The sequence below is a fragment of the Micromonospora sp. LHW51205 genome, assembly GCF_003315815.1.
Taxonomy (GTDB): domain Bacteria; phylum Actinomycetota; class Actinomycetes; order Mycobacteriales; family Micromonosporaceae; genus Micromonospora; species Micromonospora chalcea.
On the sequence record NZ_QMEZ01000002.1, the window covers coordinates 114357 to 136383 of the forward strand.

Annotated in this window: 17 protein-coding genes; 13 read left to right on the forward strand and 4 right to left on the reverse strand. The window is 73.5% G+C overall.

The annotated features are described in order from the left end of the window. Nucleotides 1–16 precede the first annotated feature (16 nt). A complete protein-coding gene (locus DQE82_RS08460) occupies nucleotides 17–715 on the reverse strand; it encodes an HAD family hydrolase (protein WP_064445386.1) in 699 nt (232 codons plus the stop codon). Between the two features lie 135 nt (nucleotides 716–850). Here DQE82_RS08460 and DQE82_RS08465 point away from each other — a divergent pair, with 135 nt between their 5' ends. Then, nucleotides 851–2170, forward strand: coding sequence for a hypothetical protein (locus DQE82_RS08465; protein ID WP_233514612.1), 1320 nt, complete (start codon nucleotides 851–853; stop codon nucleotides 2168–2170). 46 nt (nucleotides 2171–2216) lie between these two features. On the opposite strand, the gene DQE82_RS08470 is transcribed toward DQE82_RS08465, so the two are convergent. After that, complete coding sequence (locus DQE82_RS08470) at nucleotides 2217–4916, reverse strand: glucosidase (RefSeq protein ID WP_113972433.1); 2700 nt, start codon at nucleotides 4914–4916, stop codon at nucleotides 2217–2219. A gap of 42 nt (nucleotides 4917–4958) precedes the next feature. On the opposite strand from DQE82_RS08470, the gene DQE82_RS08475 reads away from it, so the two are divergent. The 4 genes from DQE82_RS08475 to DQE82_RS08490 all read left to right on the forward strand — a co-directional run bounded on the left by DQE82_RS08475 (nucleotide 4959) and on the right by DQE82_RS08490 (nucleotide 11748). After that, nucleotides 4959–6902 carry an amylo-alpha-1,6-glucosidase gene (locus tag DQE82_RS08475; protein WP_113972434.1) on the forward strand — a complete coding sequence of 648 codons (1944 nt, stop codon included), beginning with the start codon at nucleotides 4959–4961 and terminating at the stop codon, nucleotides 6900–6902. 130 nt (nucleotides 6903–7032) lie between these two features. Continuing rightward, nucleotides 7033–8358, forward strand: a complete 1326-nt coding sequence (locus DQE82_RS08480) for a glycosyltransferase family 4 protein (protein ID WP_199495974.1) — start codon at nucleotides 7033–7035, stop codon at nucleotides 8356–8358. 79 nt (nucleotides 8359–8437) lie between these two features. Then, complete coding sequence (locus DQE82_RS08485; RefSeq protein ID WP_113972436.1) at nucleotides 8438–10738, forward strand: serine/threonine-protein kinase; 2301 nt, start codon at nucleotides 8438–8440, stop codon at nucleotides 10736–10738. 200 nt (nucleotides 10739–10938) lie between these two features. Further along, nucleotides 10939–11748 (forward strand): metal-dependent hydrolase, encoded by an 810-nt coding sequence (locus DQE82_RS08490; RefSeq protein WP_043329783.1) that lies wholly within the window; start codon nucleotides 10939–10941, stop codon nucleotides 11746–11748. Nucleotide 11749: 1 nt separating this feature from the next. Here DQE82_RS08490 and DQE82_RS30635 read toward each other — a convergent pair whose 3' ends face one another. Continuing rightward, complete coding sequence (locus tag DQE82_RS30635) at nucleotides 11750–11890, reverse strand: hypothetical protein (protein WP_158559969.1); 141 nt, start codon at nucleotides 11888–11890, stop codon at nucleotides 11750–11752. Between the two features lie 299 nt (nucleotides 11891–12189). On the opposite strand from DQE82_RS30635, the gene DQE82_RS08495 reads away from it, so the two are divergent. Genes DQE82_RS08495 through DQE82_RS08530 form a run of 8 tightly spaced genes read left to right on the forward strand, consistent with a single transcriptional unit; the run spans nucleotide 12190 to nucleotide 21236 of the window. After that, nucleotides 12190–13236, forward strand: a complete 1047-nt coding sequence (locus DQE82_RS08495; protein WP_113972437.1) for a LacI family DNA-binding transcriptional regulator — start codon at nucleotides 12190–12192, stop codon at nucleotides 13234–13236. A 40-nt stretch (nucleotides 13237–13276) separates the two neighbouring features. Continuing rightward, entirely contained in the window at nucleotides 13277–14872 is a 1596-nt protein-coding gene (locus DQE82_RS08500) for an FAD-dependent oxidoreductase (RefSeq protein ID WP_113972438.1), read from the forward strand. 22 nt (nucleotides 14873–14894) lie between these two features. After that, nucleotides 14895–16178 carry an ABC transporter substrate-binding protein gene (locus DQE82_RS08505; protein ID WP_043329780.1) on the forward strand — a complete coding sequence of 428 codons (1284 nt, stop codon included), beginning with the start codon at nucleotides 14895–14897 and terminating at the stop codon, nucleotides 16176–16178. Nucleotides 16179–16189: 11 nt separating this feature from the next. After that, nucleotides 16190–17137: a carbohydrate ABC transporter permease gene (locus tag DQE82_RS08510; RefSeq protein WP_043329779.1), complete on the forward strand. Its 948-nt coding sequence runs from the start codon at nucleotides 16190–16192 to the stop codon at nucleotides 17135–17137. Then, nucleotides 17127–17969, forward strand: coding sequence for a carbohydrate ABC transporter permease (locus DQE82_RS08515; protein WP_013287328.1), 843 nt, complete (start codon nucleotides 17127–17129; stop codon nucleotides 17967–17969). Before DQE82_RS08510 ends, DQE82_RS08515 begins: the two co-directional genes overlap by 11 nt. Next, nucleotides 17966–18886: an ROK family protein gene (locus DQE82_RS08520; protein ID WP_069087732.1), complete on the forward strand. Its 921-nt coding sequence runs from the start codon at nucleotides 17966–17968 to the stop codon at nucleotides 18884–18886. The genes DQE82_RS08515 and DQE82_RS08520 overlap by 4 nt, the downstream gene beginning before the upstream one ends. After that, the gene (locus DQE82_RS08525; RefSeq protein WP_043329777.1) at nucleotides 18883–19596 is read left to right on the forward strand and encodes an N-acetylmannosamine-6-phosphate 2-epimerase; all 714 of its coding nucleotides are present in this window, start codon (nucleotides 18883–18885) and stop codon (nucleotides 19594–19596) included. Before DQE82_RS08520 ends, DQE82_RS08525 begins: the two co-directional genes overlap by 4 nt. After that, nucleotides 19593–21236: a DUF4127 family protein gene (locus tag DQE82_RS08530; protein ID WP_113972439.1), complete on the forward strand. Its 1644-nt coding sequence runs from the start codon at nucleotides 19593–19595 to the stop codon at nucleotides 21234–21236. The genes DQE82_RS08525 and DQE82_RS08530 overlap by 4 nt, the downstream gene beginning before the upstream one ends. Nucleotides 21237–21271: 35 nt before the next feature. On the opposite strand, the gene DQE82_RS08535 is transcribed toward DQE82_RS08530, so the two are convergent. Next, nucleotides 21272–21988 (reverse strand): VOC family protein, encoded by a 717-nt coding sequence (locus DQE82_RS08535; protein ID WP_113972440.1) that lies wholly within the window; start codon nucleotides 21986–21988, stop codon nucleotides 21272–21274. Nucleotides 21989–22027 lie beyond the last annotated feature (39 nt).

Genomic DNA, 22027 nt, shown 5'->3' on the forward strand with positions numbered 1-22027 from the left:
GGACGTTACCGGCCGCCTAGAAGTGCTGGACCAGGTCGGGAAACGCCGCCAGCCGGATCACCTGGGAGTCGGACGGGTCCAGCTCGTCGTGCTCCAGGATCCAGGTGTTCTCGTTCGGGATGAAGACCGCGTTCATCCCGGCGGCCCGGGCGGGCAGGATGTCCGAGCGCGGGGAGTTGCCGATCATCCAGGCGGCGGCCGGGTCGAAGGCGTGCTCGCGGGCCAGCCAGCGGTACGTGTCGGCGTCCTTCTCCGGCACGATGTGCGCGGCGCGGAAGTGGTGCAGCAGCCCGCAGGCGTCCAGCTTGCGCTGCTGCTCCTCGCGCTCGCCCTTGGTGAGCAGCAGCAGCTCGTGCCGGCCGGCCAGGTCGTCGAGCGTCTCGGCCACCCCCGGCATCAGCTCGACCTGGTGCCCGATCAGAGCCGCCGCGAGCTGATCGATCTCGGCGCGTTCCCGGTCGGTGGCCGGACGCTCGCGCAGCTTCTCCAGGCACTCGCCGAGGCTGCGCAGGAAGACCTTGCTGCCGTAGCCGTGCGCGACGGCGTTGGCCCGCTCGATGTCGTCGAGCACCGCGCGGATGCGGGCCCGGTCCAGCGTGGGATGGTCGAGCCAGGTGAGGAAGTCGTCGATCACCCGCTCGAACAGGACGTTGTTCTCCCAGAGCGTGTCGTCGGCGTCGAAGACCAGCACGGCGGCATCCCGGCGCGGCGGCATGGGGCTCCCTCCCTCACGGACCTCGCACACCGTACTGCCCGGTCGCCGGACGGACCACGCGGATTATCCGGTCGGCGGGCGGTTACCGGCGGCTACCCGACTGCGCGATCCCTGGTCGGGCGACATGCTTCGGCCATGACGATCTCACCCGATCATCCACCCGGGCGCAGACGGGGCGCGGCCGTCGCCGTGGCCGCGGCGCTCGCCGTCGCGGGCGCGGCGCTGCCGGGATCCCCGGCGCTCGCCGTCAACGCCGCACACACCACAGTCGTCGGCACGAACCCGGTCGACTGGACGCCGCACGCGCTGGACGGCACCGTGCACCGCATCCTCCAGATCGGCAACCGCGTGTACGTCGCCGGCACGTTCACCAAGGTGCGCAACGCCGGGCAGTCGGCCCAGCTGGCGATGCCCCGCCTGGTGGCGCTCGACGCGACCACCGGCCGGATCGACACCGCGTTCCGGCCGCAGGTGAACGGCGCGGTGAAGGCTCTCGCCGCCGCGCCGGACGGCCGCTCGCTCTACATCGGCGGCGCGTTCACCACTGTCAACGGCGCCGCGGCGTCCCGGCTGGCCCGGATCGACGCGGCCACCGGCGCGCGGGTCGCCGGTTTCACCACGCCGGCGCTGAACAACCAGGTCAACGACATGCACCTGGTCGGCAACCGGCTGATCGTCGGCGGCGCGTTCCAGACCGTCGGCGGGGTGACCCGGCGCGCCCTGGCGGCGGTGAACGCCACCACCGGAGCCGCCGATCCGTCGGTCAACCTGAACCTGGCCGGTCCGCGCACGACCACCTCCGGCGCCACCGCGCCGGTGAAGATCGAGGCGCTGGACGTCTCCGCCGACGGCCGGCGGCTGGTGTTCGTCGGCGGCTTCAGCAGCGTCGCGGGTGTGGCGCGGCACCAGATCGCCGTCGCCGACCTGAGCGCGTCGGGCGCCACGCTCTCCGGCTGGGCCACCGACCGCTACCAGCCGCAGTGCGCGCGGACGATGCCGGTCTACATGCGCGGCGTCGACATCTCGCCGGACGGCACCTGGTTCGCGGTGGTCACCACCGGCGGCCCGTTCCCGGCCACGCTCTGCGACACCGCGGCGCGTTTCGAGTTCGGTGCGGCCACCGGCGGCAAGCAGCCCACCTGGGCCAACTACACCGGCGGCGACACGCTGCTGTCGGTGGCGGTGACCGGCGCGGCCGTCTACGTCGGGGGCCACCAGCGCTGGCTGGACAACCCGCAGGGCCGCAACTCGGCCGGTCCGGGCGCGGTGTCCCGGCCGGGCATCGGGGCGATCCACCCGGTCACCGGCAAGGCACTGCCGTGGAACCCGACGAAGGACCGCGGGGTGGGCACCGGCGAGCTGTACGCCACCGACCGGGGCCTGTGGGTCGGCAGCGACACCGTGACGGTGGCCGGCGAGTACCACGCCCGGCTGGCGTTCCTGCCGCTGGCGTGACCGTGCGGGGCGCGGCGGGCTCTCCCGTCGCGCCCCGCACACACGGTCAGCGGCGCAGCGTGAGGATCAGGTCGGCGACCAGCGCGGTCCACCCGGTCTGGTGCCAGGCGCCCAGCCCGGCGCCGTTGTCGCCGTGGAAGTACTCCGGGAAGCAGATCAGGTCGCGCCAGTCCGGGTGGGTCTGGAACAGCTGCGCGGCGCCGTAGATCGGCCGCCGTCCCCACCCGTCGCGGGTGAACAGCGAGATCAGCCGCGCGGACAGGTCGTCGGCGATCTCGTCGAGCGTCCGCTTGACCCCGGAGCGGGTGGGGTACTCGACCTGCAGGTCGTCGCCGAAGAACGCGGCGTAGTCGCGCAGCGCGCTGATCAGCAGGAAGTTCGTCGGCATCCAGATCGGGCCGCGCCAGTTGGAGTTGCCGCCGAACAGGCCGCTGGTCGACTCGGCCGGCTCGTAGCCGACGCTGAACTCCTGCCCGCCGAGCGTGACGGTGAACGGCTTGTCCAGGTGGGCGCGGGACAGCGTACGCAGCCCGTACTCGGAGAGGAACTCGTCGGTGTCGAGCATCCGGGCCAGCAGCCGCACCACCTGGTCCGGGGCGACCATCGACAGCAGCCGCTGCTGCCGGCCGTCGGGGCCGATCCGGCGGCCGCCGATCACCTCGGCGTACTCCGGGCGGTTGGTGAGGAACCAGCGCAGCCGCGCACCCAGCTCGGGCAGGCGGCGCATGGTGCGGGCGGTGAGCCGGGTGACGGCTGCGAGCGGCAGCAGCCCGACCACCGAGCGGACCTTCAGCGGCACCTTCGTGCCGTCGGCCAGGCGCAGCACGTCGTAGAAGAACGCGTCCTCGGCGTCCCAGAGCCCCTGGTGGTACGCCGCCGCGGCGATGTACGCGAAGTGCTCGAAGAACTTGGTGGCGGTGTCGGTGTACGCGCGGTCGTGCTCGGCCAGCACGATCGCCATGTCGAGCAGGTTGAGCGCGTACATGGCCATCCAGCCGGTGCCGTCGGACTGCTCCAGCACCCCGGCGACCGGCAGCGCGGCCGAGCGGTCGAACGGGCCGACGTTGTCCAGCCCGAGGAAGCCGCCCTCGAAGACGTTGTTGCCGCCGGTGTCCTTGCGGTTGACCCACCAGGTGAAGTTGAGCAGCAGCTTGTGCATGACCCGGGCGAGGAACTCGTGGTCGCGGGAGCCGTCGATCTCGAAGACCTTCAGCGCCGCCCAGGCGTGCACCGGCGGGTTCACGTCCCCGAACGCCCACTCGTACGCCGGGATCTGCCCGTTGGGGTGCAGGTACCACTCGCGCAGCAGCAGGAGGACCTGTTCCTTGGCGAAGCCCGGGTCGACCCGGGCGATGGTGACGCAGTGGAAGGCCAGGTCCCACGCGGCGTACCAGGGATATTCCCACGGGTCCGGCATGGAGATGACGTCGAAGCTGTTCATGTGCCACCAGGCGCTGTTGCGCCCGTGCCGGCGGCCGGCGGGCGGCGTGGAGCCGGGGTCGCCGGTGAGCCAGCGCTCGACGTCGAAGTGGTAGAACTGCTTGCCCCACATCAGCCCGGCGATGGCCTGGCGGGCGACCAGCGCCTCGTCGGCGGTGGCGGCGGTCGGGATAACGCTGTCGAAGAACCGGTTCGCCTCGGCCCGGCGTGCCCAGAGCACGGCGTCGAACCCGTCACCGAGGTCGGCCGGGGCGGGCGGCGCGGCGGCCGGGGGCGGCGCGGTACGGGTCAGCCGCAGCCGGATCTGCCGCTGCTCGCCGGCCGGCACGTCGAGCACGTAGTGCAGCGCGCCCTTGGTGCCGGTGCGCTCCGGGTTGACGGTGGCGGCGCCGTTGACCACGTGGTCGTTGATGCCGTCCTTGGGGTACGCGGACCGCCCCGGCAGCCCCCACAGCCGCTCGGCGTTCGTGTCGTTGTCGCACAGCAGCGGCACCGGGTCGCCGTCGCCTTCCAGCAGCAGCTGCCCGAGCACCCAATGCTCACCGACGAGCCGGGAACCCGTGCCGACCAGCTTCGGCACCCGGTCGGCGCCGGGCAGCCCCCACGCCCAGGTGTTGCGGAACCAGAGCGTGGGCAGCACGTGCAGCGTCTCGTCGGTGTCGGCCCGGTTCGCCACGGTGATCACCACGCACATGTCGGTCGGGGACGCCTTGGCGTAGTCGACGGTGACCGCCCAGTACCTGTCGTCGTCGAAGATGCCGGTGTCGACCAGCTCGTACTCGGTGTCGTCCCGGCCGCGCAGCGCGTTCACCGCGACCAGCTCGTCGTACGGGAAGGCGGCCTGCGGGTAGTGGTAGCGCCAGCGCATGAAGGAGTGCGTGGGGGTGCTGTCGAGGTACCACCAGTAGTCCTTGGCGTCCTCGCCGTGGTTGCCGCCGTCGCCGCCGAGGCCGAACATCCGCTCCTTGAGGATCGGGTCGCGCCCGTTCCACAGCGCCAGGGCGAAGCAGAACGTCTGCCGGTCGTCGCAGACGCCCGCCATGCCGTCCTCGTTCCACCGGTAGGCTCGGGACCGCGCGTGATCGTGGGGGAAGTAGTCCCAGGCCGTGCCGTGCTCGCTGTAGTCCTCACGTACCGTGCCCCACGCCCGCTCGGACAGATAGGGGCCCCATGCGCGCCAGTCCTGCTCCCCGGCGTCGGCCTGGGCGAGCCGGTGCCGCTCGGGGTCGGGGGACGCGGAGGTCGACCGGTCGGTGATCACTGGCACATCTTCGACGCCGCCGGGGTACTTCTCCACAGCGGCCATTGTCGCCGTGGCATGTCACACCTCGCTGCCGGTGGAGGAAAGTTGATCGACATCCGTTTCGGGCCGCGCGTCTGCGGTGAGCTGTCCGCCGCCGCCACGCGGGAATGGCTGGTCACCGACGGCCTCGGCGGATACGCCATGGGCACCGTCGCCGGGCTGCGTGCCCGCCGGTATCACGGGCTGCTCGTGGTGGCCGGCGACACGCCCGCGTCCCGAAAGGTGGGACTGGCGAGCCTCGACCCGGCGGTGACGCTGCCGTCGGGGCGGCAGGTCCGCCTCGGCGCGCACGAGTGGTCCTCCGGCGTGGTCGACCCGCGCGGCTTCGAGCTGCTGGAGCGCTTCGACCTCACCGACGGGGTGCCGCGCTGGCGGTGGCGCGTCGGCGACGTGGTGATCGAACGGGAGATCGCCATGACGTACGGCCGCTCGTGCATCGCCGTCGTACACCGGTTGATCTCCGGCGGCCCGGTGCGGCTCGACCTCGCGGCGGCCTGCACGTGGCGCGACGCGCACGGCGAGCGGCGCGCCGACGGTCCGGCGCCCCGGCTGGAGGCGGCGGCCGGCGGCGCGGTGATCGACGGCGCGTACCGGCTCGCCGGGCCGGACTGGACCCCGGAGGGGCAGTGGTGGCACGGGGTACGCCACCGGACCGAGGCCGAGCGCGGCCTGCACCCGGACGAGGACCTCTGGTACGCGGGCCGGTTCACCGGCGCGCTGGACGAGCCCGGCGCGACGGTGTCGGTGCTGGCCTGGGCGGGCGACCTGGCCGAGGAGCCGCCCCCGGCGACCGCGGTGGTCGAGTCGACCCGGCGGCGCAACCGGGCCGTGACGGCGGCGGCGAAGCCCGGCGACGCGGTCGAGGCGACGCTCGCGCTCGCCGCCGACGCGTTCGTGGTACGCACCGCCACCGGCCCGGACGTGGTCGCCGGCTACCCGTGGTTCGGGGCCTGGTCGCGCGACACGATGATCTCCTACGAGGGCCTGTTCCTGTGCACGAACCGGGCCGACGAGGGCCGGGACCTGCTGCGGGCGTACGCGGCGACGCTGTCCGAGGGGATGCTGGCGAACACCGCCGACACCGGCCGGGTCGAGCACAACACCGTCGACGGCACGCTGTGGTTCCTGCACGCGGTCAGCCGGCACGTCACCGCCACCGGCGACACCGACCTCGGCGACGAGCTGCTGCCCGCGCTGCACGGTGTGGTCGAGGCGCACGTGGCGGGCACCCGGTACGGCATCGGCGTCGACCCGGCCGACGGGCTGCTGACCCAGGGCGGCCCGCCGGACGTCGCGCTCACCTGGATGGACGCCCGGGTGTACGGGGTGCCGGTGACCCCGCGTACCGGCAAGCCGGTCGAGGTGAACGCGCTGTGGATCAACGGGCTGGCCGGGCTCGCCGAGCTGACCGAGCTGGCCGGACGCGACGCCTCGGCGCTGCACGCGCTGCACCGGCGGGCCGTCGCCTCGTTCCGGGAGCGGTTCCCCGCCCCGGCCGGCTGGCTGTACGACGTGGTGGACGCCCCGGCGCCGGCGTACCCGCTGGGCGGGGCCACGCACCACGACGACGACCTGCTGCGCCCCAACCAGCTGCTGGCCTGGTCGCTGCCGTACGCGCCGCTGGAGCCGGACGAGGCCACGCTGCGCCGGATCACCGAGGCGCTGTTCACCCCGCTCGGCCCGCGCAGCCTCGCCCCGGGCTCCCCCGGCTGGACCGGCCGGCACCGGGGCGGGCCGGCCGAGCGGGACTCCGCCTACCACCAGGGCACCGTCTGGCCGTGGCTGACCGGTCCGCTGCTGGACGCGTACCGCCGGGCCGGGCTGCCCACCGACGACCTGCTGGTCGGCCTGGAGGGCCACCTCGCCGAGGACGGCCTGGGCTCGGTGAGCGAGACCGCCGACGGCGACGCCCCGCACGCGGCCACCGGCTGCCCGTTCCAGGCGTGGTCGGTGGCCGAGCTGCTGCGCGCACGGCGGACACGCCGGTAACGCGTTACAGACCGGCAACCGGCGCGTCGCCGCCGGTTATCGACCCCTCGGCAGGATGGGTACCGACCCCACCGGACACCGCGGCGACGCCGCCGCCGGGGTGGGGACGCCACAACTCAAAGGGGGCCGCGTGTCAGCTGACGCCGAAGTGATCGACATCCAGCCCGCCCGGCGCCTGCGGGTGCTGCTGCTCTCCTGGGAGTACCCGCCGGTGCTCGTCGGTGGCCTCGGCCGCCACGTCCACGCGCTGTCCGTGGCGCTGGCCGCCGCCGGGCACGAGGTCACGGTCGTCACCCGCCACGCCGAGGGCGCCCCGCTGGAGGAGTACGCCGAGGGCGTGCGCGTCGTCCGCGCCGCCGAGGATCCGGTCCGGTTCCCGCTCGCCACCGGCTCGCTGCTGGCCTGGACGATGGCGTTCAACCACACGCTGACGCGGGCCGCGCTGCGCGCCGCCTCGTCCGGCGCCTACGACGTGATCCACGCCCACGACTGGCTCGTCGCGCACACCGCCGTCACGCTTGCCGAGCACCTGGACGTGCCGCTGGTGACCACCATCCACGCCACCGAGGCGGGCCGGCACCAGGGCTGGCTGCCGGAGGAGATGAACCGCACCATCCACGGCGTCGAGCACTGGCTGAGCAACGCCTCCGGGCGGGTGATCGCCTGCTCCGGGTACATGCGCGAGCAGGTGGCCCGGCTGTTCGGCGTACCGTCCGGGCGCATCGACGTGGTCGCCAACGGCGTCGACGACCGGGCCTGGCGGGCCCGGCCGCAGGCGGTCGCCTCCGCCCGGGCCCGCTTCGCCGCGGACGGGCCGCTGGTCGGGTACGCCGGCCGCCTGGTCTACGAGAAGGGCGTGCAGCACCTGGTGCACGCAGTGCCGCGCCTGGCCGACCGGCACCCCGGCCTGCGCGTGGTGATCGCCGGGGACGGGCCGTACAAGGACGAGCTCGTCGACCAGGCGCGGCGGCTGCGGCTGGGCGACACGGTCCGGTTCGCCGGCTTCATGGACTCCACCCAGCTGCCCGCGGTGCTCGCCGCCACCGACGCCACCGTGATCCCCAGCCTCTACGAGCCGTTCGGCATGATCGCGCTGGAGGCGGCGGCCGCCGGCGCGCCGCTGGCGGTGGCGCGTACCGGCGGGCTGGCCGAGATCGTCGAGCCGGGGGTGACCGGGGTGACGTTCCCGCACGGCGACCCGGACGCGCTGGCCGGCGCCGTGGACCGGCTGCTCGCCGACGAGGTGTTCGCCCGCCGGGTGGCGCGCCGGGCCCGGACCATGGTCACGCAGCGGTACGCCTGGTCCGCGATCGCCGCCCGCACCGCGGGCAGCTACGCCGCCGCGCGCCGCGACCACGACGGGTTCCAGGCCCGCCGGGCCACCGCCCTGCTGGCCCGGGATCGTTCCGCGATCACCATTCCGGAAGGGAATCTGCTCGCCGGTACGGCCAGTTAGGGCATGACGTCTCGCCGTGCGATAGGTACCGTCCGATCCGTTGGCTATTGTGGACCACTGACCAGCGGTGAGGAGTGCGGTGCGGGACGTAGTGATCGCCGGACGGTACCGCCTGCTCGACCTGGTCGGCCGCGGCGGGATGGGCCAGGTCTGGCGGGCGCGCGACGAGGAGCTGCATCGCGAGGTCGCGGTGAAGCAGGTCGTGCCGCCGAACTGGCTCGCCGAGAACGAGCGGGACGAGCTGCGCGCCCGTACGCTGCGCGAAGCGCGGACGTCCGCGCGGCTCAACCATCCCAACGTGGTCCGCGTCTACGACGTGGTCCGGGTCGAGGGCGACCCCTGGCTGGTCATGGAGTACGTCCCGTCCCGCTCCCTCCAGGAGATCATCGAGACCGACGGGCCGCTGCCGCCCGGGCGGGCCGCCGAGATCGGGCTGGCGGTGCTCGCCGGGCTGCGCGCCGCGCACGACGCCGGGGTGCTGCACCGGGACGTGAAACCCGCGAACGTGCTGCTCGCCCGGGACGGCCGGGTGCTGCTCACCGACTTCGGGCTGGCCGTGTTCCAGGGCGGCGACGGCGCCATGACCCGCCCCGGCCTGGTCCTCGGCTCCCCCCAGTACGTGGCGCCGGAGCGGGCCGCCGAGGGCGTGTCCAGCGTCGAGGCGGACATGTGGTCGCTCGGCGCCACGCTGCACGCCGCCGTGGAGGGCCGCTCGCCGTACGCCCGCAGCACCGCCATGGCCACGCTCGCCGCGCTCGCCACCCGGCCGCCCGACCCGGCGCCGCACGCCGGCCCGCTGACGCCGGTGCTGGCCGGGCTGCTGCGGCGAGACCCGCGCGCCCGGCTCGGCCACCACGAGACCGCCCGCCTGCTCGGCGTGGCCGCGGTGTCGGACGCCGACGCGACGGCGGCCGGCGGGTCCGCGGGCCGGTCCGCCGTACCGTCCGATCGGCCGGCCGCCGGGCGCGAGGGCGACGCTCGGGGACGTCCCCCGGGCGCGGGCGCCGGTGACGAGCCGGCGGCTGCGGCGGCGGGCGTCGTGTACCCGGACCTGATGCCGCCGGCCGCCGCCGCCCGCGCCTGGAGCCGGGCGGCGAAGCGCAGCGAGTGGGCGCCGCCCGCCGAGGGTGACCGGGCGCCACCGCCGGGCGGTCCGTCCGACTCCGCCGACCTGCCGGAGCGCTCCGGCGAGTCCGGCCGGTCCGGCCCTTCCGGCACGGCCGCCCGCTCCGGCCGGCCCGCGCCGCGCGACGGCGCCGAGCGGTCCGGCCCCGTGGGCTCGGCGGACCGACCCGAGCCACCGCCGCGCCCCCGCCCGGAGCCGCCGCAGCGGGACCGGTCCGACGAACTGAAGCGGGCGGAGTCCCCCGCGACCACGCCGGCGGAGCCGCCCCGGGCGGCCCCGGACCGCTCGGGTCCGGTCAGCCTCGGCCCGACGGTCCTCACCAGCTTCGTCGACCCGGGGAGCCCGACCGGCCCCGAGTCCGCGCCCCGCGCCGACGCGCTGAGCCCGGTGCGCATCCCCGGCCCGGACGCGGCGCCGGTCGCCCGCCCGGCCCCGGTCGCCCACAGCGGCCCCGCCCACAGCGGCCCCGCCGACAGCGGTGCGCTGCGGGCCGGCCCGCCCCCGCCCACCGGCGTTCCGCGCCCCCCGGACCGGCCGCTCGACGCCGAGGATCAGAAGCGGCTGCGACGCTGGGGGCTCGCCGTGGGCGCGGTGCTGCTCGCCGTGGCGACCGGCGTCGGCACCGCGCTGGCGGTCACCGACGGCGCCGCCGAGCATCCGGAGGCGCGCCGGTCCGGCGAGGCCGTCGCCCGGCCCTGGGATCATCAGCCCGGCGGCCCGGGCGTGCCCCCTCCCCCGTTCCCCTGCGTCCGGCCGGACGTGACGGGCACGCCGGTCCGCAAGGGCCCACCTCCCGAGGACCCGGCGGTGAACGTGCCGGCCGGCTGGGTCTGGCCCGCCGACACCGGCGGCTTCCACATCGCCCTGCCCGCCGGGTGGCTGCAGCTGCGCTCCGGCGACACGACCTGCTTCCAGGACCCGGCCACCCGGCGCATCCTCGGCGTCGAGCCGTATCCGGGTGGGGATCCGGTGGGCCGGCTGCGCTCGTCCGAGCGGGATCTGACCTCCGCCGGTCGGCTGCCGCAGTACGAGAAGATCCGGCTGGCCGCCGACGGTCCGGGCGCGGAGTGGGAGTGCCGGTGGACCGCGCCGTACGGCGAGCGGATGCGTGCGTTGCGCGTACTTCCCGGTCAGCGGGCCGGGTGGACGCTCGGGCTGACCACGTCCGACGCCGACTGGGCGGACGCGTCGAAGCAGTTCGCGGTCATCCGGGCGAGCCTCGGCACGGTCCGGCCCACCCGTACCGCGGGCTGAGCCGCACCCCGTCCCATCACCGACAGTCGGCGTGGCGCCGGCTGCCCGGCCCGCCATAATTCCGGGTGGCAGCGGTACGCCGTCGCGCGTCCGCGGCACCCCTTCCCCAGTGGACCGTCCGGCTGATGCCCCGCTGTCGCACGGGCTGACTACAGTGGCGTAGTTTCGTGGATCAAGATCTTCGGGAAGGGCGAGCCGAGATGATGGGACCGTCCCACGCGCTCTCGGGCGCGGCGGTGTGGCTGACCGGCTCCTGGGCCATGGCCCAGTTCGCGGACTACCACCAGACACCGCTGGCGCTGGCGGTGGGCACTGCGGTCTGCGCGGGCGGTGCGCTCTTCCCCGACCTCGACCTGTCCGGGAAGGTCACCCGCAACCAGGGCGGCGCCACCGTGGCCCGCACGTTCGGCGTGGTCAGCCTCTTCGTCGCCGAGGTGGTGGAGAAGATCTCACTCGGCGTCTACTACGCCACCAAGCTCAGCAAGGATCCGCGCCGCAACAACGGGCACCGCACGCTCACCCACACCATCCCGTTCACCGTGCTCGTCGGCTGGGGCACCACCGCGCTCTGCGCCCACTACGGCAAGTGGGCCGTCGTCGGAATCCTCTTCTTCATGATCGGCCTGGCGCTGCGCGGGCTGTTCGACAAGTGGGCCGAGCGCGCGGGCTGGGTGGTGGTCACGCTGGTGTCCGCCGCCGCGGCCTGGTTCACGTTCGCCAACCTGCCCGGCGACCGGGGCTATCCGATGATCGGCCTCGCCGTCGGCGTGGGCTGTTTCGTGCACATCCTCGGCGACATGATCACCCGGGCCGGGGTGCCGATCCTGTGGCCCATCCCGATCAAACGCCGGATGTGGACGATGATCGGCCTGCCCAACAAGATCGCTCTGCGTACCGGCAGCAAGGCCGAGACGGTGGTGCTGCGCACCGCGATGACGATCCTGTCCGTCCTGGCCGCGGTGGGGCTGGTCGCGCCCTCGGTGCTGCAGCGCTTCGACATCCAGGTGTAGGTCAGCCCGCCTCGGCGCGTACCGGGCGGGCGGTGGCCGCCCGGGCCCGGATCAGCCGGGCCGTCCAGCCCACGCCGCGACGGTGCCACGACCGTCCGATGAGAACGGTAATGCCCGGGGTGGCGGCGGGCAGAGGCCGCACCCGACATCACCCTGGGTAGGGAAGCAAGCGTCGTCGATCATCCGTGCGGACGATCGACGACACGCTAATGCGCATTAGCGCGGAGGTCCGCCTACTGTCGCGCGCCCGGTCGGCCCTTGTCAAGATTCCCGCCCGAACAACCGCAGGGCAGCGGCGGGCGCGGTTGCTAATCCGCATTACATCAGGGAGTTCATCGAACGGAAATCTTCCGGCCACCCCTTGACAGGACGCCGGGAGAGCAGAGAGGCTCCATCCCGACCCGATCGCTAATACGCATTAGCGGAAGTGGAAGGACCGACGTGACCCCTCCCCCCAGGCGTGTCACCCAGCGTGACATCGCACGCATGGCCGGCGTCAGCCAGGCGACCGTGTCGCTGGTGCTCAACAACCGCACCGACGCCGACGTCCGGATCGCGCCGGAGACACGGGACCGGGTCTTGCAGGTCATCGCCGAGACGGGATACGCCGCCGACCCGGCCGCCCGCCGCCTCGCCTCCGGGTTCAACCGGATCATCGGCGTCTTCACCTACGAGCCGGCCTTCCCCAGCGGCAGCCGGGACTTCTTCCACCCGTTCCTGCTCGGCATCGAGGAGTACGCCGAACGGGTCGGCTGCGACCTGCTGCTGTTCACCAGCGCCCCGGTGGTGGACGGCCGGCGGCGCATCTTCCACCAGGACAACCGGCTGCGGCTGGCCGACGGCTGCATCCTGCTCGGCCGGGAGATCGACGGCGCGGAGCTGCTCCGGCTCAACCGCGACGGGTTCCCCTACGTCGCCGTCGGACGCCGCGACGACGCCGGCGGCCCGGTGCCCTACGTCGGCGCCGACTACGCCAGCGCGGTCCACCGGCTGGCCGAGCGGGCGGTGGAGCTGGGGCACCGGCGGCTGACGTACGTGGGCATGGGCACCTCGGCCGAGTCCTCGCACGACCGGCGCAGCGGTTTCCACGCCGGCGCGGCCGGCGCGGACAGCGCCCGCCAGATCACCGCGGCCGCGGAGACCGCCGACGCCACAGTGGACGACCTGCGGGCCGACGGCAGCACCGTCGCCTTCGTGGAGGACTTCGCCACCGCCGTGGCGCTGGAGACGGCCGCCCGCCGCAAGGGGCTGACGGTGCCCGGCGACCTGTCCGTCGTGACCCTCGGCGACCCGACCGTCCCGGTGCCCACGGACATCACGTTCACCGGGTTCCGCATCCCGCGCGAGGAGATGGGCCGCCAGGCCGTCGAGGTGCTGACCGGCGTCATCGACGGCAGCGCCGGCGGCCTCCAGCAACGGCTCCTGCCCTGCGAACTCGTCGAGGGCGACACCCTCGGCGTCCCTGGATCGGCGGCCGACCGGCGCTGACACGCCCGGCCGCGCAACTGGAAGGAAGCAAGTGGTACTAATGCGTGCGGACGTCCTCGTCGTCGGGGGCGGACTGGGCGGTGTCGCCGCGGCGCTGGCCGCGGCCCGTGCCGGCCGGTCCGTCATCCTGACCGAGGAGTTCGACTGGCTCGGCGGGCAGCTCACCAGCCAGGCGGTCCCGCCGGACGAGCACTCCTGGATCGAGCAGTTCGGCGCCACCGCGAGCTACCGGGAGTTGCGCGACGGCATCCGCGACTACTACCGCCGCCACTACCCGCTGACCGAGCGGTCCCGGGCGTGGACCGACCTGAACCCGGGCGCGGGCTGGGTGAGCCGGCTCTGCCACGAGCCCCGGGTCGCGGTCGCGGTCCTGGAGCAGATGCTCGCGCCGTACCGGGGGTCCGGGCGGCTGACGGTGCTGCAGCCGTACCGGCCGGTCGCGGCCGAGACCGACGGCGACCGGGTCACCGGCGTCACGCTCGCCCACCGGGACCGCGACGAGCGGATCGAGGTGGAGGCGCCGTACGTCCTGGACGCCACCGAGACCGGTGAGCTGCTGCCACTGACCGGCACCGAGTACGTGACCGGGTTCGAGTCGCAGGCGCAGACCGGTGAGCCGAGCGCGCCGGCGCAGGCGCAGCCGCTGAACATGCAGGCGGTGTCCGTCTGCTTCGCGCTGGACCACATCGACGGCGACCACACCATCGACCGGCCCGCCGGGTACGACTTCTGGCGCGACTACAAGCCGGACTTCTGGGGCGACCGGCTGCTGTCCTGGCGGTCACCCCACCCGCGCACGCTGGAGATCGTCGAGCGCAGCTTCACGCCGAACCCGGACGACGACCCGCTGGGCGTCAACGCCGACCAGCGGCTCAACCCGGGCGACGGCAACCTGTGGACGTTCCGGCGCATCGCGGCGCGGCGCAACTTCGTCGACGGCGCGTACGGCAGCGACATCACGCTCGTCAACTGGCCGATGATCGACTACTTCGAGGGCCCGGTCATCGACGTGCCGAACGCGTCCTGGCACCTGTCCCAGGCGCGCGAGCTGTCGTACTCCGTCCTGTACTGGCTGCAGACCGAGGCGCCCCGTCCCGACGGCGGCACCGGCTACCCGGGGCTGCGGCTGCGCGGCGACGTGACCGGCAGCCCCGACGGGCTGGCGCAGGCGCCCTACATCCGGGAGTCGCGCCGCATCCGCGCCGAGTACACGGTGGTCGAGCAGGACCTCTCCCTGGCGGTACGCGGCGAGCACGGCGCGGTGAGCTACCCCGACTCGATCGGTGTCGGCATGTACCGCATCGACCTGCACCCGTCGACCGGCGGCGACAACTACATCGACGTCGGCTCCTGCCCGTTCGAGATCCCGCTCGGCGCGCTCATCCCGCAGCGGATGGAGAACCTGCTGCCGGCCGGCAAGAACATCGGTACCACGCACATCACCAACGGCAGCTACCGACTGCACCCGGTCGAGTGGAACGTCGGTGAGGTCGCCGGCCTGCTGGCCGACTTCTGCCTTGCGCGGGGCGAGTCCCCGCGCGCGGTCCGCGGCACCCCCCGCCTGCTGGCCGAATTCACGGACCGCATCTCGGCCGCCGGCGTGGAATGCCGCTGGCCGCAGATCGCGGGCTACTGAACCCCCGGTGAGGAGAAAGAAAGTGAGATACGGAAGACTGTCCGGCCTGGTCGCGGCGACCATGACCGGTGTGCTCGCCCTGACCGCCTGCGGCGGTGGCGGCGACGCCAAGGACGACGGTCCGGCGAGCCTGCGGATGACCGTCTGGTCGGCGAACGAGGCGCACCTCAAGCTGTTCAACGAGATCGCCGACGAGTACCGCAAGAACAACCCGGACGTCGCGGAGATCAAGTTCGATCCGCTGCCGTTCGAGAACTACACCACGACGCTCACCACGCAGATCGCCGGCGGCAACGCGCCGGACCTCGCGTGGATCTTCGAGAACTCGGCTCCGGACTTCGTCGCCTCCGGCGCGCTGAGCCCGCTCGACGACACGCTGAAGAAGGCCGACGGCTACCAGTACGACGACCTGTCCCCCGCCACGCTGAAGCTGTGGCGCAACGACGGGAAGCTCTTCGCGTACCCGTTCTCGACCTCGCCGTTCGGCGTGTTCGTCAACAACGACATGCTCAAGAAGGCCGGGCAGAAGACCCCGGCCGAGCTGATCGCGGCCGGGCAGTGGAACTGGGACACCGCGCTCGCCGCGGCCGGCGCCACCGCCGCGAAGTCCGGCAAGGCCGGGCTCGTGGTCCGCGACTTCGACTACAAGGGCTGGGACAACCTGGCCACGTTCTGGACCGGCTGGGGCGCCCAGGCGTGGAGCGAGGACGGCCGCAGCTGCGGGTTCAACAGCCCGGAGATGGTCGAGGCGATGACCACGCTGCACAAGGCGATCTTCACCGGCAAGGCGCTGCCCGGTCCGGGCACGACCGCCGACTTCTTCGCCGGTGACGCGGCCATGACCGTCACCCAGATCTCCCGCGCCTCGCTGCTGAAGGAGAACGGCTTCGACTGGGACCTGGTCCCGCTGCCGGCCGGCCCGAAGGGCCCGTACGCGGTGGTCGGCCAGGCCGGCATCGGCGTGATGAAGAAGAGCCCGCACGCCGAGCAGGCCGCCGACTTCCTGGCCTTCTTCACCAACCCCACCAACTCGGCGAAGCTGGCCCAGTTCTTCCCGCCGCCGCGGCAGTCCCAGCTGACCGCCGAGACGCTGGCGAAGACGAACCCGAAGCTCAAGCCGGAGCAGCTGCAGAAGGTCGTCATCGACGGCATCACCAACGGCACTGTCAAGCCCAGCCACTCCGGGCAGGCCGAGCTGAGCCAGCAGGTGCGTGCCGCGCTCGACCCGCTGTGGAAGGCGGACGCGGACGTCAAGGGCGTACTCGACGGCGTCTGCTCCAAGATCCAGCCGCTGCTGGCGAAGTAGGGCCGAGGATCATGACCCAGACGGACACCAGGGTGGGCCCGGCTGCTGCCGGGCCCGCCCCGGGCCGGGCCCGGCCGTTCTGGACCACCCGCCGCCGGGACCAGCTCACCGGATACCTGTTCATCACCCCGCAGTTGCTCGGCAGCGTGGTCTTCGTGATCCTGCCGCTGGTCCTCGTGGTCTGGTACAGCCTGCACGAGTGGAACGTGCTGGCCGGCAGCTTCGACTACATCGGCACCGACAACTACGCCGCGCTGGCCGACGACCCCAACCTGGGCCCGGTGCTGCGGTCGACCGGCCTGTTCTCGGTCGGCCTGGTCGTGTTCAACCTCGGCCTGGCGTTGCTGCTGGCCGTCCTGCTCAACCAGAAGCTGCGCGGGACCATCGTGTTCCGCACCCTGTTCTTCTCCCCCGTGGTGGTCTCGCTCGTCGCGTGGACCATCGTCTGGGGCTTCCTGCTGCAGGACAACGGCGGCATCAACGGCCTGCTCGACACGATCGGCGTCGACGGCCCCAACTGGCTGCGCGGCGAGGGCACGGCGATGCTGTCGGTGATCGTCGTGCAGGTGTTCAAGAACGTCGGCCTGAACATGGTGCTGTTCCTGGCCGCCCTGCAGGGCGTGCCGGCCGAGTTGTACGAGGCCGCCGAGGTCGACGGCGCGAGCCGGCTGCGCCAGTTCTGGCGGATCACCGTGCCGCTGATCAGCCCGACGATCATGCTCACGTCGATCATCACGGTGGTCGGCTCGCTGCAGGTGTTCGCGCAGATCGCGGTGCTGACCCAGGGTGGACCCGGCACCTCGACCACGGTGCTCGTCTACTACCTCTACCAGCAGGCCTTCCAGTTCCATCACTTCGGCTACGGCGCCACGCTGTCGATCCTGCTGTTCGTCATCGTGCTCGCGCTGACGGTGCTGCAGTGGCAGATGCGCAAGAGGTGGGTCTTCCATGAATCGTGACCTGTCCCGGCGGACCAAGCTGGTGCTCTACGGGGTGCTGATGGTCCTGGCCGTCCCGTTCGTGTTCCCCACCTGGTGGATGGTCACCTCGTCGCTGAAGCCGGTGGCGGACATCTTCTCCTTCCCGCCGCAGCTGCTGCCGACCGATCCGCGGCTGGACGCGTACCAGCGGGTGTTCGAGCTGCAGCCGTTCGGGCAGCAGTACCTGAACAGCCTCTACATCGCGCTGCTGGTCACCGTCGGCACGCTCGCCGTGGCGTCGCTGGCCGGGTACGCGTTCGCGCGGATCCGGTTCCGGGGACAGAACGTGCTGTTCCTGGTCGTCCTCGCGGGCCTGCTCATCCCGAGCGAGGTGACGATCGTGCCGCTGTTCCAGATGTTCTTCAAGCTCGACCTGATCGACACCCACTGGCCGTTGATCCTGGTGCCGATCTTCGGGGCGCCGAGCGTGCTGGCCACGTTCATCATGCGGCAGTTCTTCATCAGCCTCCCCGGTGAGCTGGAGGAGGCGGCGCGGGTCGACGGGCTGGGACGCTTCGCCACGTTCTGGAAGATCGCGCTGCCGCTGTCCCGGCCCGCGCTCGGCGCGGTGGCCATCTTCACGTTCCTGCACAGCTGGAACCTGTACCTGGAACCGATCGTGTTCCTCTCCTCGCCGGACAAGTTCACCCTGCCGCAGGCGCTCACCCAGTTCGTCGACGCGTACGGCGGTCCGATGTGGGACGTCCAGCTCGCGGCGGCGTCGATGACCGCGCTGCCGGTGCTGGCGGTGTTCGTCATCGCGCAGAAGCAGTTCGTCGAGGGCCTCGCGCACACCGGTCTGAAGGGATGACCGAGCCGGTCGTCGGGATCGACATCGGCGGCACCAAGACCGCCGCCGCCCTCGTCGGTCCCGGTGCGCGGGTGCTCGACCGCCGCGAGGCGCCCACCCCCGCGCGCGGCGGGCCGGCCGCGGTGCTGGACACCGCCGCCGGCCTGGCCGCGGACCTGCTCGCCGCCGCCGGCCCCGGACCGGTCGGGGTGGGCACCGCGGGCACCGTCGACCCGGCGACCGGCGCCATCCGGTACGCCACCGACAGCCTGCCCGGGTGGGCCGGCACCCCGGTGGCCGACGAGCTGGCCGCGCGGCTGGGCCGGCCGGTGCGCGTTACCAACGACGTCGCCGCGGCGGCGCTGGGCGAGTGCTGGGCCGGAGCCGGACGGGGCCGGGGGCACGTGCTGCTGGCCGCCGTCGGCACCGGGCTGGGCGGCGCGATCGTCAACGACGGGCGGGGCGAGGGCGGCGCCCGGGGCGCGGCCGGCCAGCTCGGGCACCTGCCGGCACCGGGCGCGCACCGGCTGCGCTGCGGCTGCGGCCGGTACGGGCACCTGGAGGCGATCGCCTCCGGCACCGGCCTGGCCGCCGCGTATGCGCTCACCGGCGGTGACCCGGTCACCGGCCGGGAGGTGGCGCGGCGCGCGGCGGCCGGTGACGCGACCGCCCGGCAGGTCGTCGACCGGGCCGGCGCCGCGCTCGGCGCGGCCCTGGCCGGGCTGGTCGCCCTGCTCGACCCGGATGCGGTGGTGGTCGCCGGCGGCGCCGCCGCCACGCTGCTTCCCGCCGCCACGGCCGCCTACCGGGCGGAGCTACCCGGCGGCTGGGCGCACGTGCCGCTGCTTCCGGCGGCGCTGGGCGCCGACGCGGTGGTGGTCGGCGCCGCCCGGCTCGCCACCGCACCGATCCACCACGACGGAGGAACAAGCACGTGAGTGTCCTGGACGAACTCGCCGGCGGGCTGGTCGTGTCCTGCCAGCCCCTGCCCGACGACCCGGACGACCCGATGCGCGACCCGTACGTCCAGGCCCGCGTGGCGGCCGCCGTGGTCCGCGGCGGCGCGGTGGCGGTCCGGGTCAACGGCCCCGACGACGTGCGGGCCGTACGCGCCGCCGTCGACGTGCCGGTGATCGGGTTGTACAAGCACGGCACGCAGGGCGTGTTCATCACCCCGACCGCCGGGCACGCCCTCGAAGCGGCGCGGGCCGGGTCGCACGTCGTCGCGGTGGACGCCACCGACCGTCCCCGGCCCGACGGCCGGACCTTCGCCGACACCGTCCGCGCGGTCCACGAACAGAGCGACGCGCTGGTCCTGGCCGACGTCGCCACGGTGGCCGAGGGCGTCGCCGCCGTCGAGGCCGGCGCGGACGCGGTCGCCACCACGCTGTCCGGCTACACGCCGGCCGGCCCACCGATCGACGGGCCCGACCTCGGGCTCGTGGCGCGACTCGCCGCGCTGCTGCCCGTGCCGGTGATCGCCGAAGGGCGCTACCGGACCACGGAGCAGATCAGCCGGGCCTTCGAGGCGGGCGCCCACGCGGTGGTGATGGGCAACGCCGTCACCTCACCGCTGTGGATCACCCGCCGGCTGGTACCGGCCACCCCCCGGGCGGCGAGCGCGCCGGAGAAAAGGGAGCATCGATGAAGAGAAGAACCCTTCTTGCGGCCACCGGCGCGGCCGGCCTGGCCACCGTCGCCCTCGGCGGCCCCGCGTTCGCCCGGCCCGCCGGCCGGCGACCCAGCGTGGCGCTGGTGCCGCTGGACGACCGGCCGGTCAACACGTACTGCGCGGAGATGACCGGTGCGAGCGCCGACGCCGAGGTGCTGCTGCCGCCGCGGAACCTGCTGGGCCGTTTCTTCACCCCCGGTGACGGCGCCGGCATCGCCCGCTGGCTCGACGGCACCGACCGCGTCGACGGGTACGTGATCTCGGTGAGCATGCTCGCGTACGGGGGCCTGATCGCCTCGCGTACCGCCGCTCCGGCCCTGGCCGACGCGTTGCGCAACCTGGAGGCGATCCGGCGGCTGCGCGCACGCCGGTCCGACGCGGTGATCGAGGTGCACGACACGATCCAGCGGCTCGCCATCACCAGCACCGGCACCGACCTGGACAACTACCGTGACCTGCTGGTCCAGTGGGCCAAGCTGTACGACCAGGTGGTCAACCTGGGCCAGGAGGCGCTGCGGGGCCAGCTCGACGCCGTGCGGGCGCGCATCCCGGACGCCGTGGTCGAGGACTACCTGGCCGCCCGGGCACGCAACCACCAGGTCAACCGGCTGATGGTGGAGTGGGTCGCGGACGGGACGATCAGCCACCTGGTGCTCTCCGAGGACGACACCGCGCCGGTCGGCCTGGCCCGCGCCGAGCGGGTCGAGCTGGAGGCGCTGGTGGCGCGGCTCGGCGTCGGCGACCGGGTGGAGATCTTCCCCGGTGCCGACGAGGTCAACGCGCTGCTCGTCGCGCGCGTCGTCGCGGCCGGCGCCGCGCCCACCTACCGGGTGGAGTACGCCGGGGTGTCCGGCGAGGGGTGGACCGCCGCGCTGGAGGGCATCCCGTTCGCGGAGAACATCCGCCGGCACGTCACCTCGGTGGGCGGCCGGGTGGTGACCGGCGACGCGGACATCGTCCTCGCGGTGAACACCCCGTCGGCGGCGGCCGGGCAGCGGGCCGCCGACCTGGACGCGTTCGTCGGCCGCATCGGTGAACTGCTGGCCGCCGGCACCCAGGTGATCGTGGTGGACCCGCTGATCGTCAACAAGGGCGACCACGACCTGGTGTCCCGGATGGAGGCCCATCTGGACCTGCCGACGCTGCTGTCGTACTCGGGGTGGAACACTGGCGGCAACGCGCTCGGGCTGGCGCTCGCGCACGGCACCGCGCGGTGGGCGTACCTGCGTTCGTCCGGCAGCGGCTTCGGCGTGCCGGAGCTGCGCGGGCCGGCCCAGGCGCACGCCGAGTACCTGCTCTACCGGTTCGTCAAGGACGACCCGTGGAAGAACGTGGTGCAGGTCGAGGCGTACGCGCACGCCCGCGCGCAGGGCTGGGATCCGCTGGCGCTGACCGCCGAGCAGAAGCGCTACTTCGACGGCTGGGTACGCGACCGGCTGGTGCCGCTGACCGAGCGGTACTTCGCCGACCACTTCGCCGGGCACGAGCTGGTGCTCGGGGTACGCGGACGTAAGACCTTCACCGCGACGCTGGACCGGGTCACGGCGGTGCGGGTCGAGCTGCCGTGGGACCGGCTGTTCGAGGTCACGCTGGAGCCGAGCCTGCGGCTGCGCTGACCGGTGCGGGTGCGGTCCCCCGGGCCGCACCCGCCTCAGCGGGGCGTCAGCAGGCAGAACTCGGTGCCGTCCGGGTCGGCCAGCACCACGTCGCCGACGGTGTGCCGGCCCGTACCGGCCCGGGTCGCGCCGAGCGCCAGCAGCCGGTCGATCTCCGCGTCCCGGTCGCCGTCCGCGACCAGATCCAGGTGTACGCGGTCCCGCCCGCCGGCGTCCATCAGCGGCGGCCCGCTCCAGGTGACCTTCGCGCCCCCGCGCGGCGACTGGATCGCGGTCTCCTCGCCGTGGTCCCAGACCAGCGGCCAGCCCAGCGCCTCGGTCCAGAACAGGCCGGCCGCCCGGGTGCCGTCGCAGTTGACAGCGCCGACCGGGCCGCAGCCGGCGAGGAAGGTGTTGCCCGCCCCGATGACGCAGAACTCGTTGCCCTCCGGGTCGGCGAGCACCACATGGTCGTCGTCCGGGCCCTGGCCGATGTCGATGTGCCGCCCGCCCAGCGTCAGCGCGCGGTCGACGGTGTCCCGCTGGGCCTGCGGCGACGCGCTGGTCAGGTCGAAGTGGATCCGGTTCTGCACGGTCTTCGGCGCGTCGCTGGGCAGGAACCGGATGCGGACGTCGCTGTGGGCGTCGCCGCCGAGCGCCACGCCCTCGCGCGGGTCGTCGAGGATCTCCCGGCCGAGCACCCCAGACCAGAACCGCGCGAGCCGCCGCGGGTCGCCCGCGTCCATGCTGACCGCGTAGAGGTGAACCGCCATCCGTCGTCTCCGATCCCCCGCTGCCGACTGGCCGCAGCG

What these genes read in the sequence shown, in the direction of transcription:
- DQE82_RS08470 (WP_113972433.1), bottom strand. Translation starts at nt 4,916, where the DNA reads ATGGCCGCTGTGGAGAAGTACCCCGGCGGCGTCGAAGATGTGCCAGTG.
- DQE82_RS08500 (WP_113972438.1), top strand. Translation starts at nt 13,277, where the DNA reads ATGCGTGCGGACGTCCTCGTCGTCGGGGGCGGACTGGGCGGTGTCGCC.
- DQE82_RS08490 (WP_043329783.1), top strand. Translation starts at nt 10,939, where the DNA reads ATGATGGGACCGTCCCACGCGCTCTCGGGCGCGGCGGTGTGGCTGACC.
- DQE82_RS08515 (WP_013287328.1), top strand. Translation starts at nt 17,127, where the DNA reads ATGAATCGTGACCTGTCCCGGCGGACCAAGCTGGTGCTCTACGGGGTG.
- DQE82_RS08520 (WP_069087732.1), top strand. Translation starts at nt 17,966, where the DNA reads ATGACCGAGCCGGTCGTCGGGATCGACATCGGCGGCACCAAGACCGCC.
- DQE82_RS08530 (WP_113972439.1), top strand. Translation starts at nt 19,593, where the DNA reads ATGAAGAGAAGAACCCTTCTTGCGGCCACCGGCGCGGCCGGCCTGGCC.
- DQE82_RS08465 (WP_233514612.1), top strand. Translation starts at nt 851, where the DNA reads ATGACGATCTCACCCGATCATCCACCCGGGCGCAGACGGGGCGCGGCC.
- DQE82_RS08460 (WP_064445386.1), bottom strand. Translation starts at nt 715, where the DNA reads ATGCCGCCGCGCCGGGATGCCGCCGTGCTGGTCTTCGACGCCGACGAC.
- DQE82_RS08510 (WP_043329779.1), top strand. Translation starts at nt 16,190, where the DNA reads ATGACCCAGACGGACACCAGGGTGGGCCCGGCTGCTGCCGGGCCCGCC.
- DQE82_RS08535 (WP_113972440.1), bottom strand. Translation starts at nt 21,988, where the DNA reads ATGGCGGTTCACCTCTACGCGGTCAGCATGGACGCGGGCGACCCGCGG.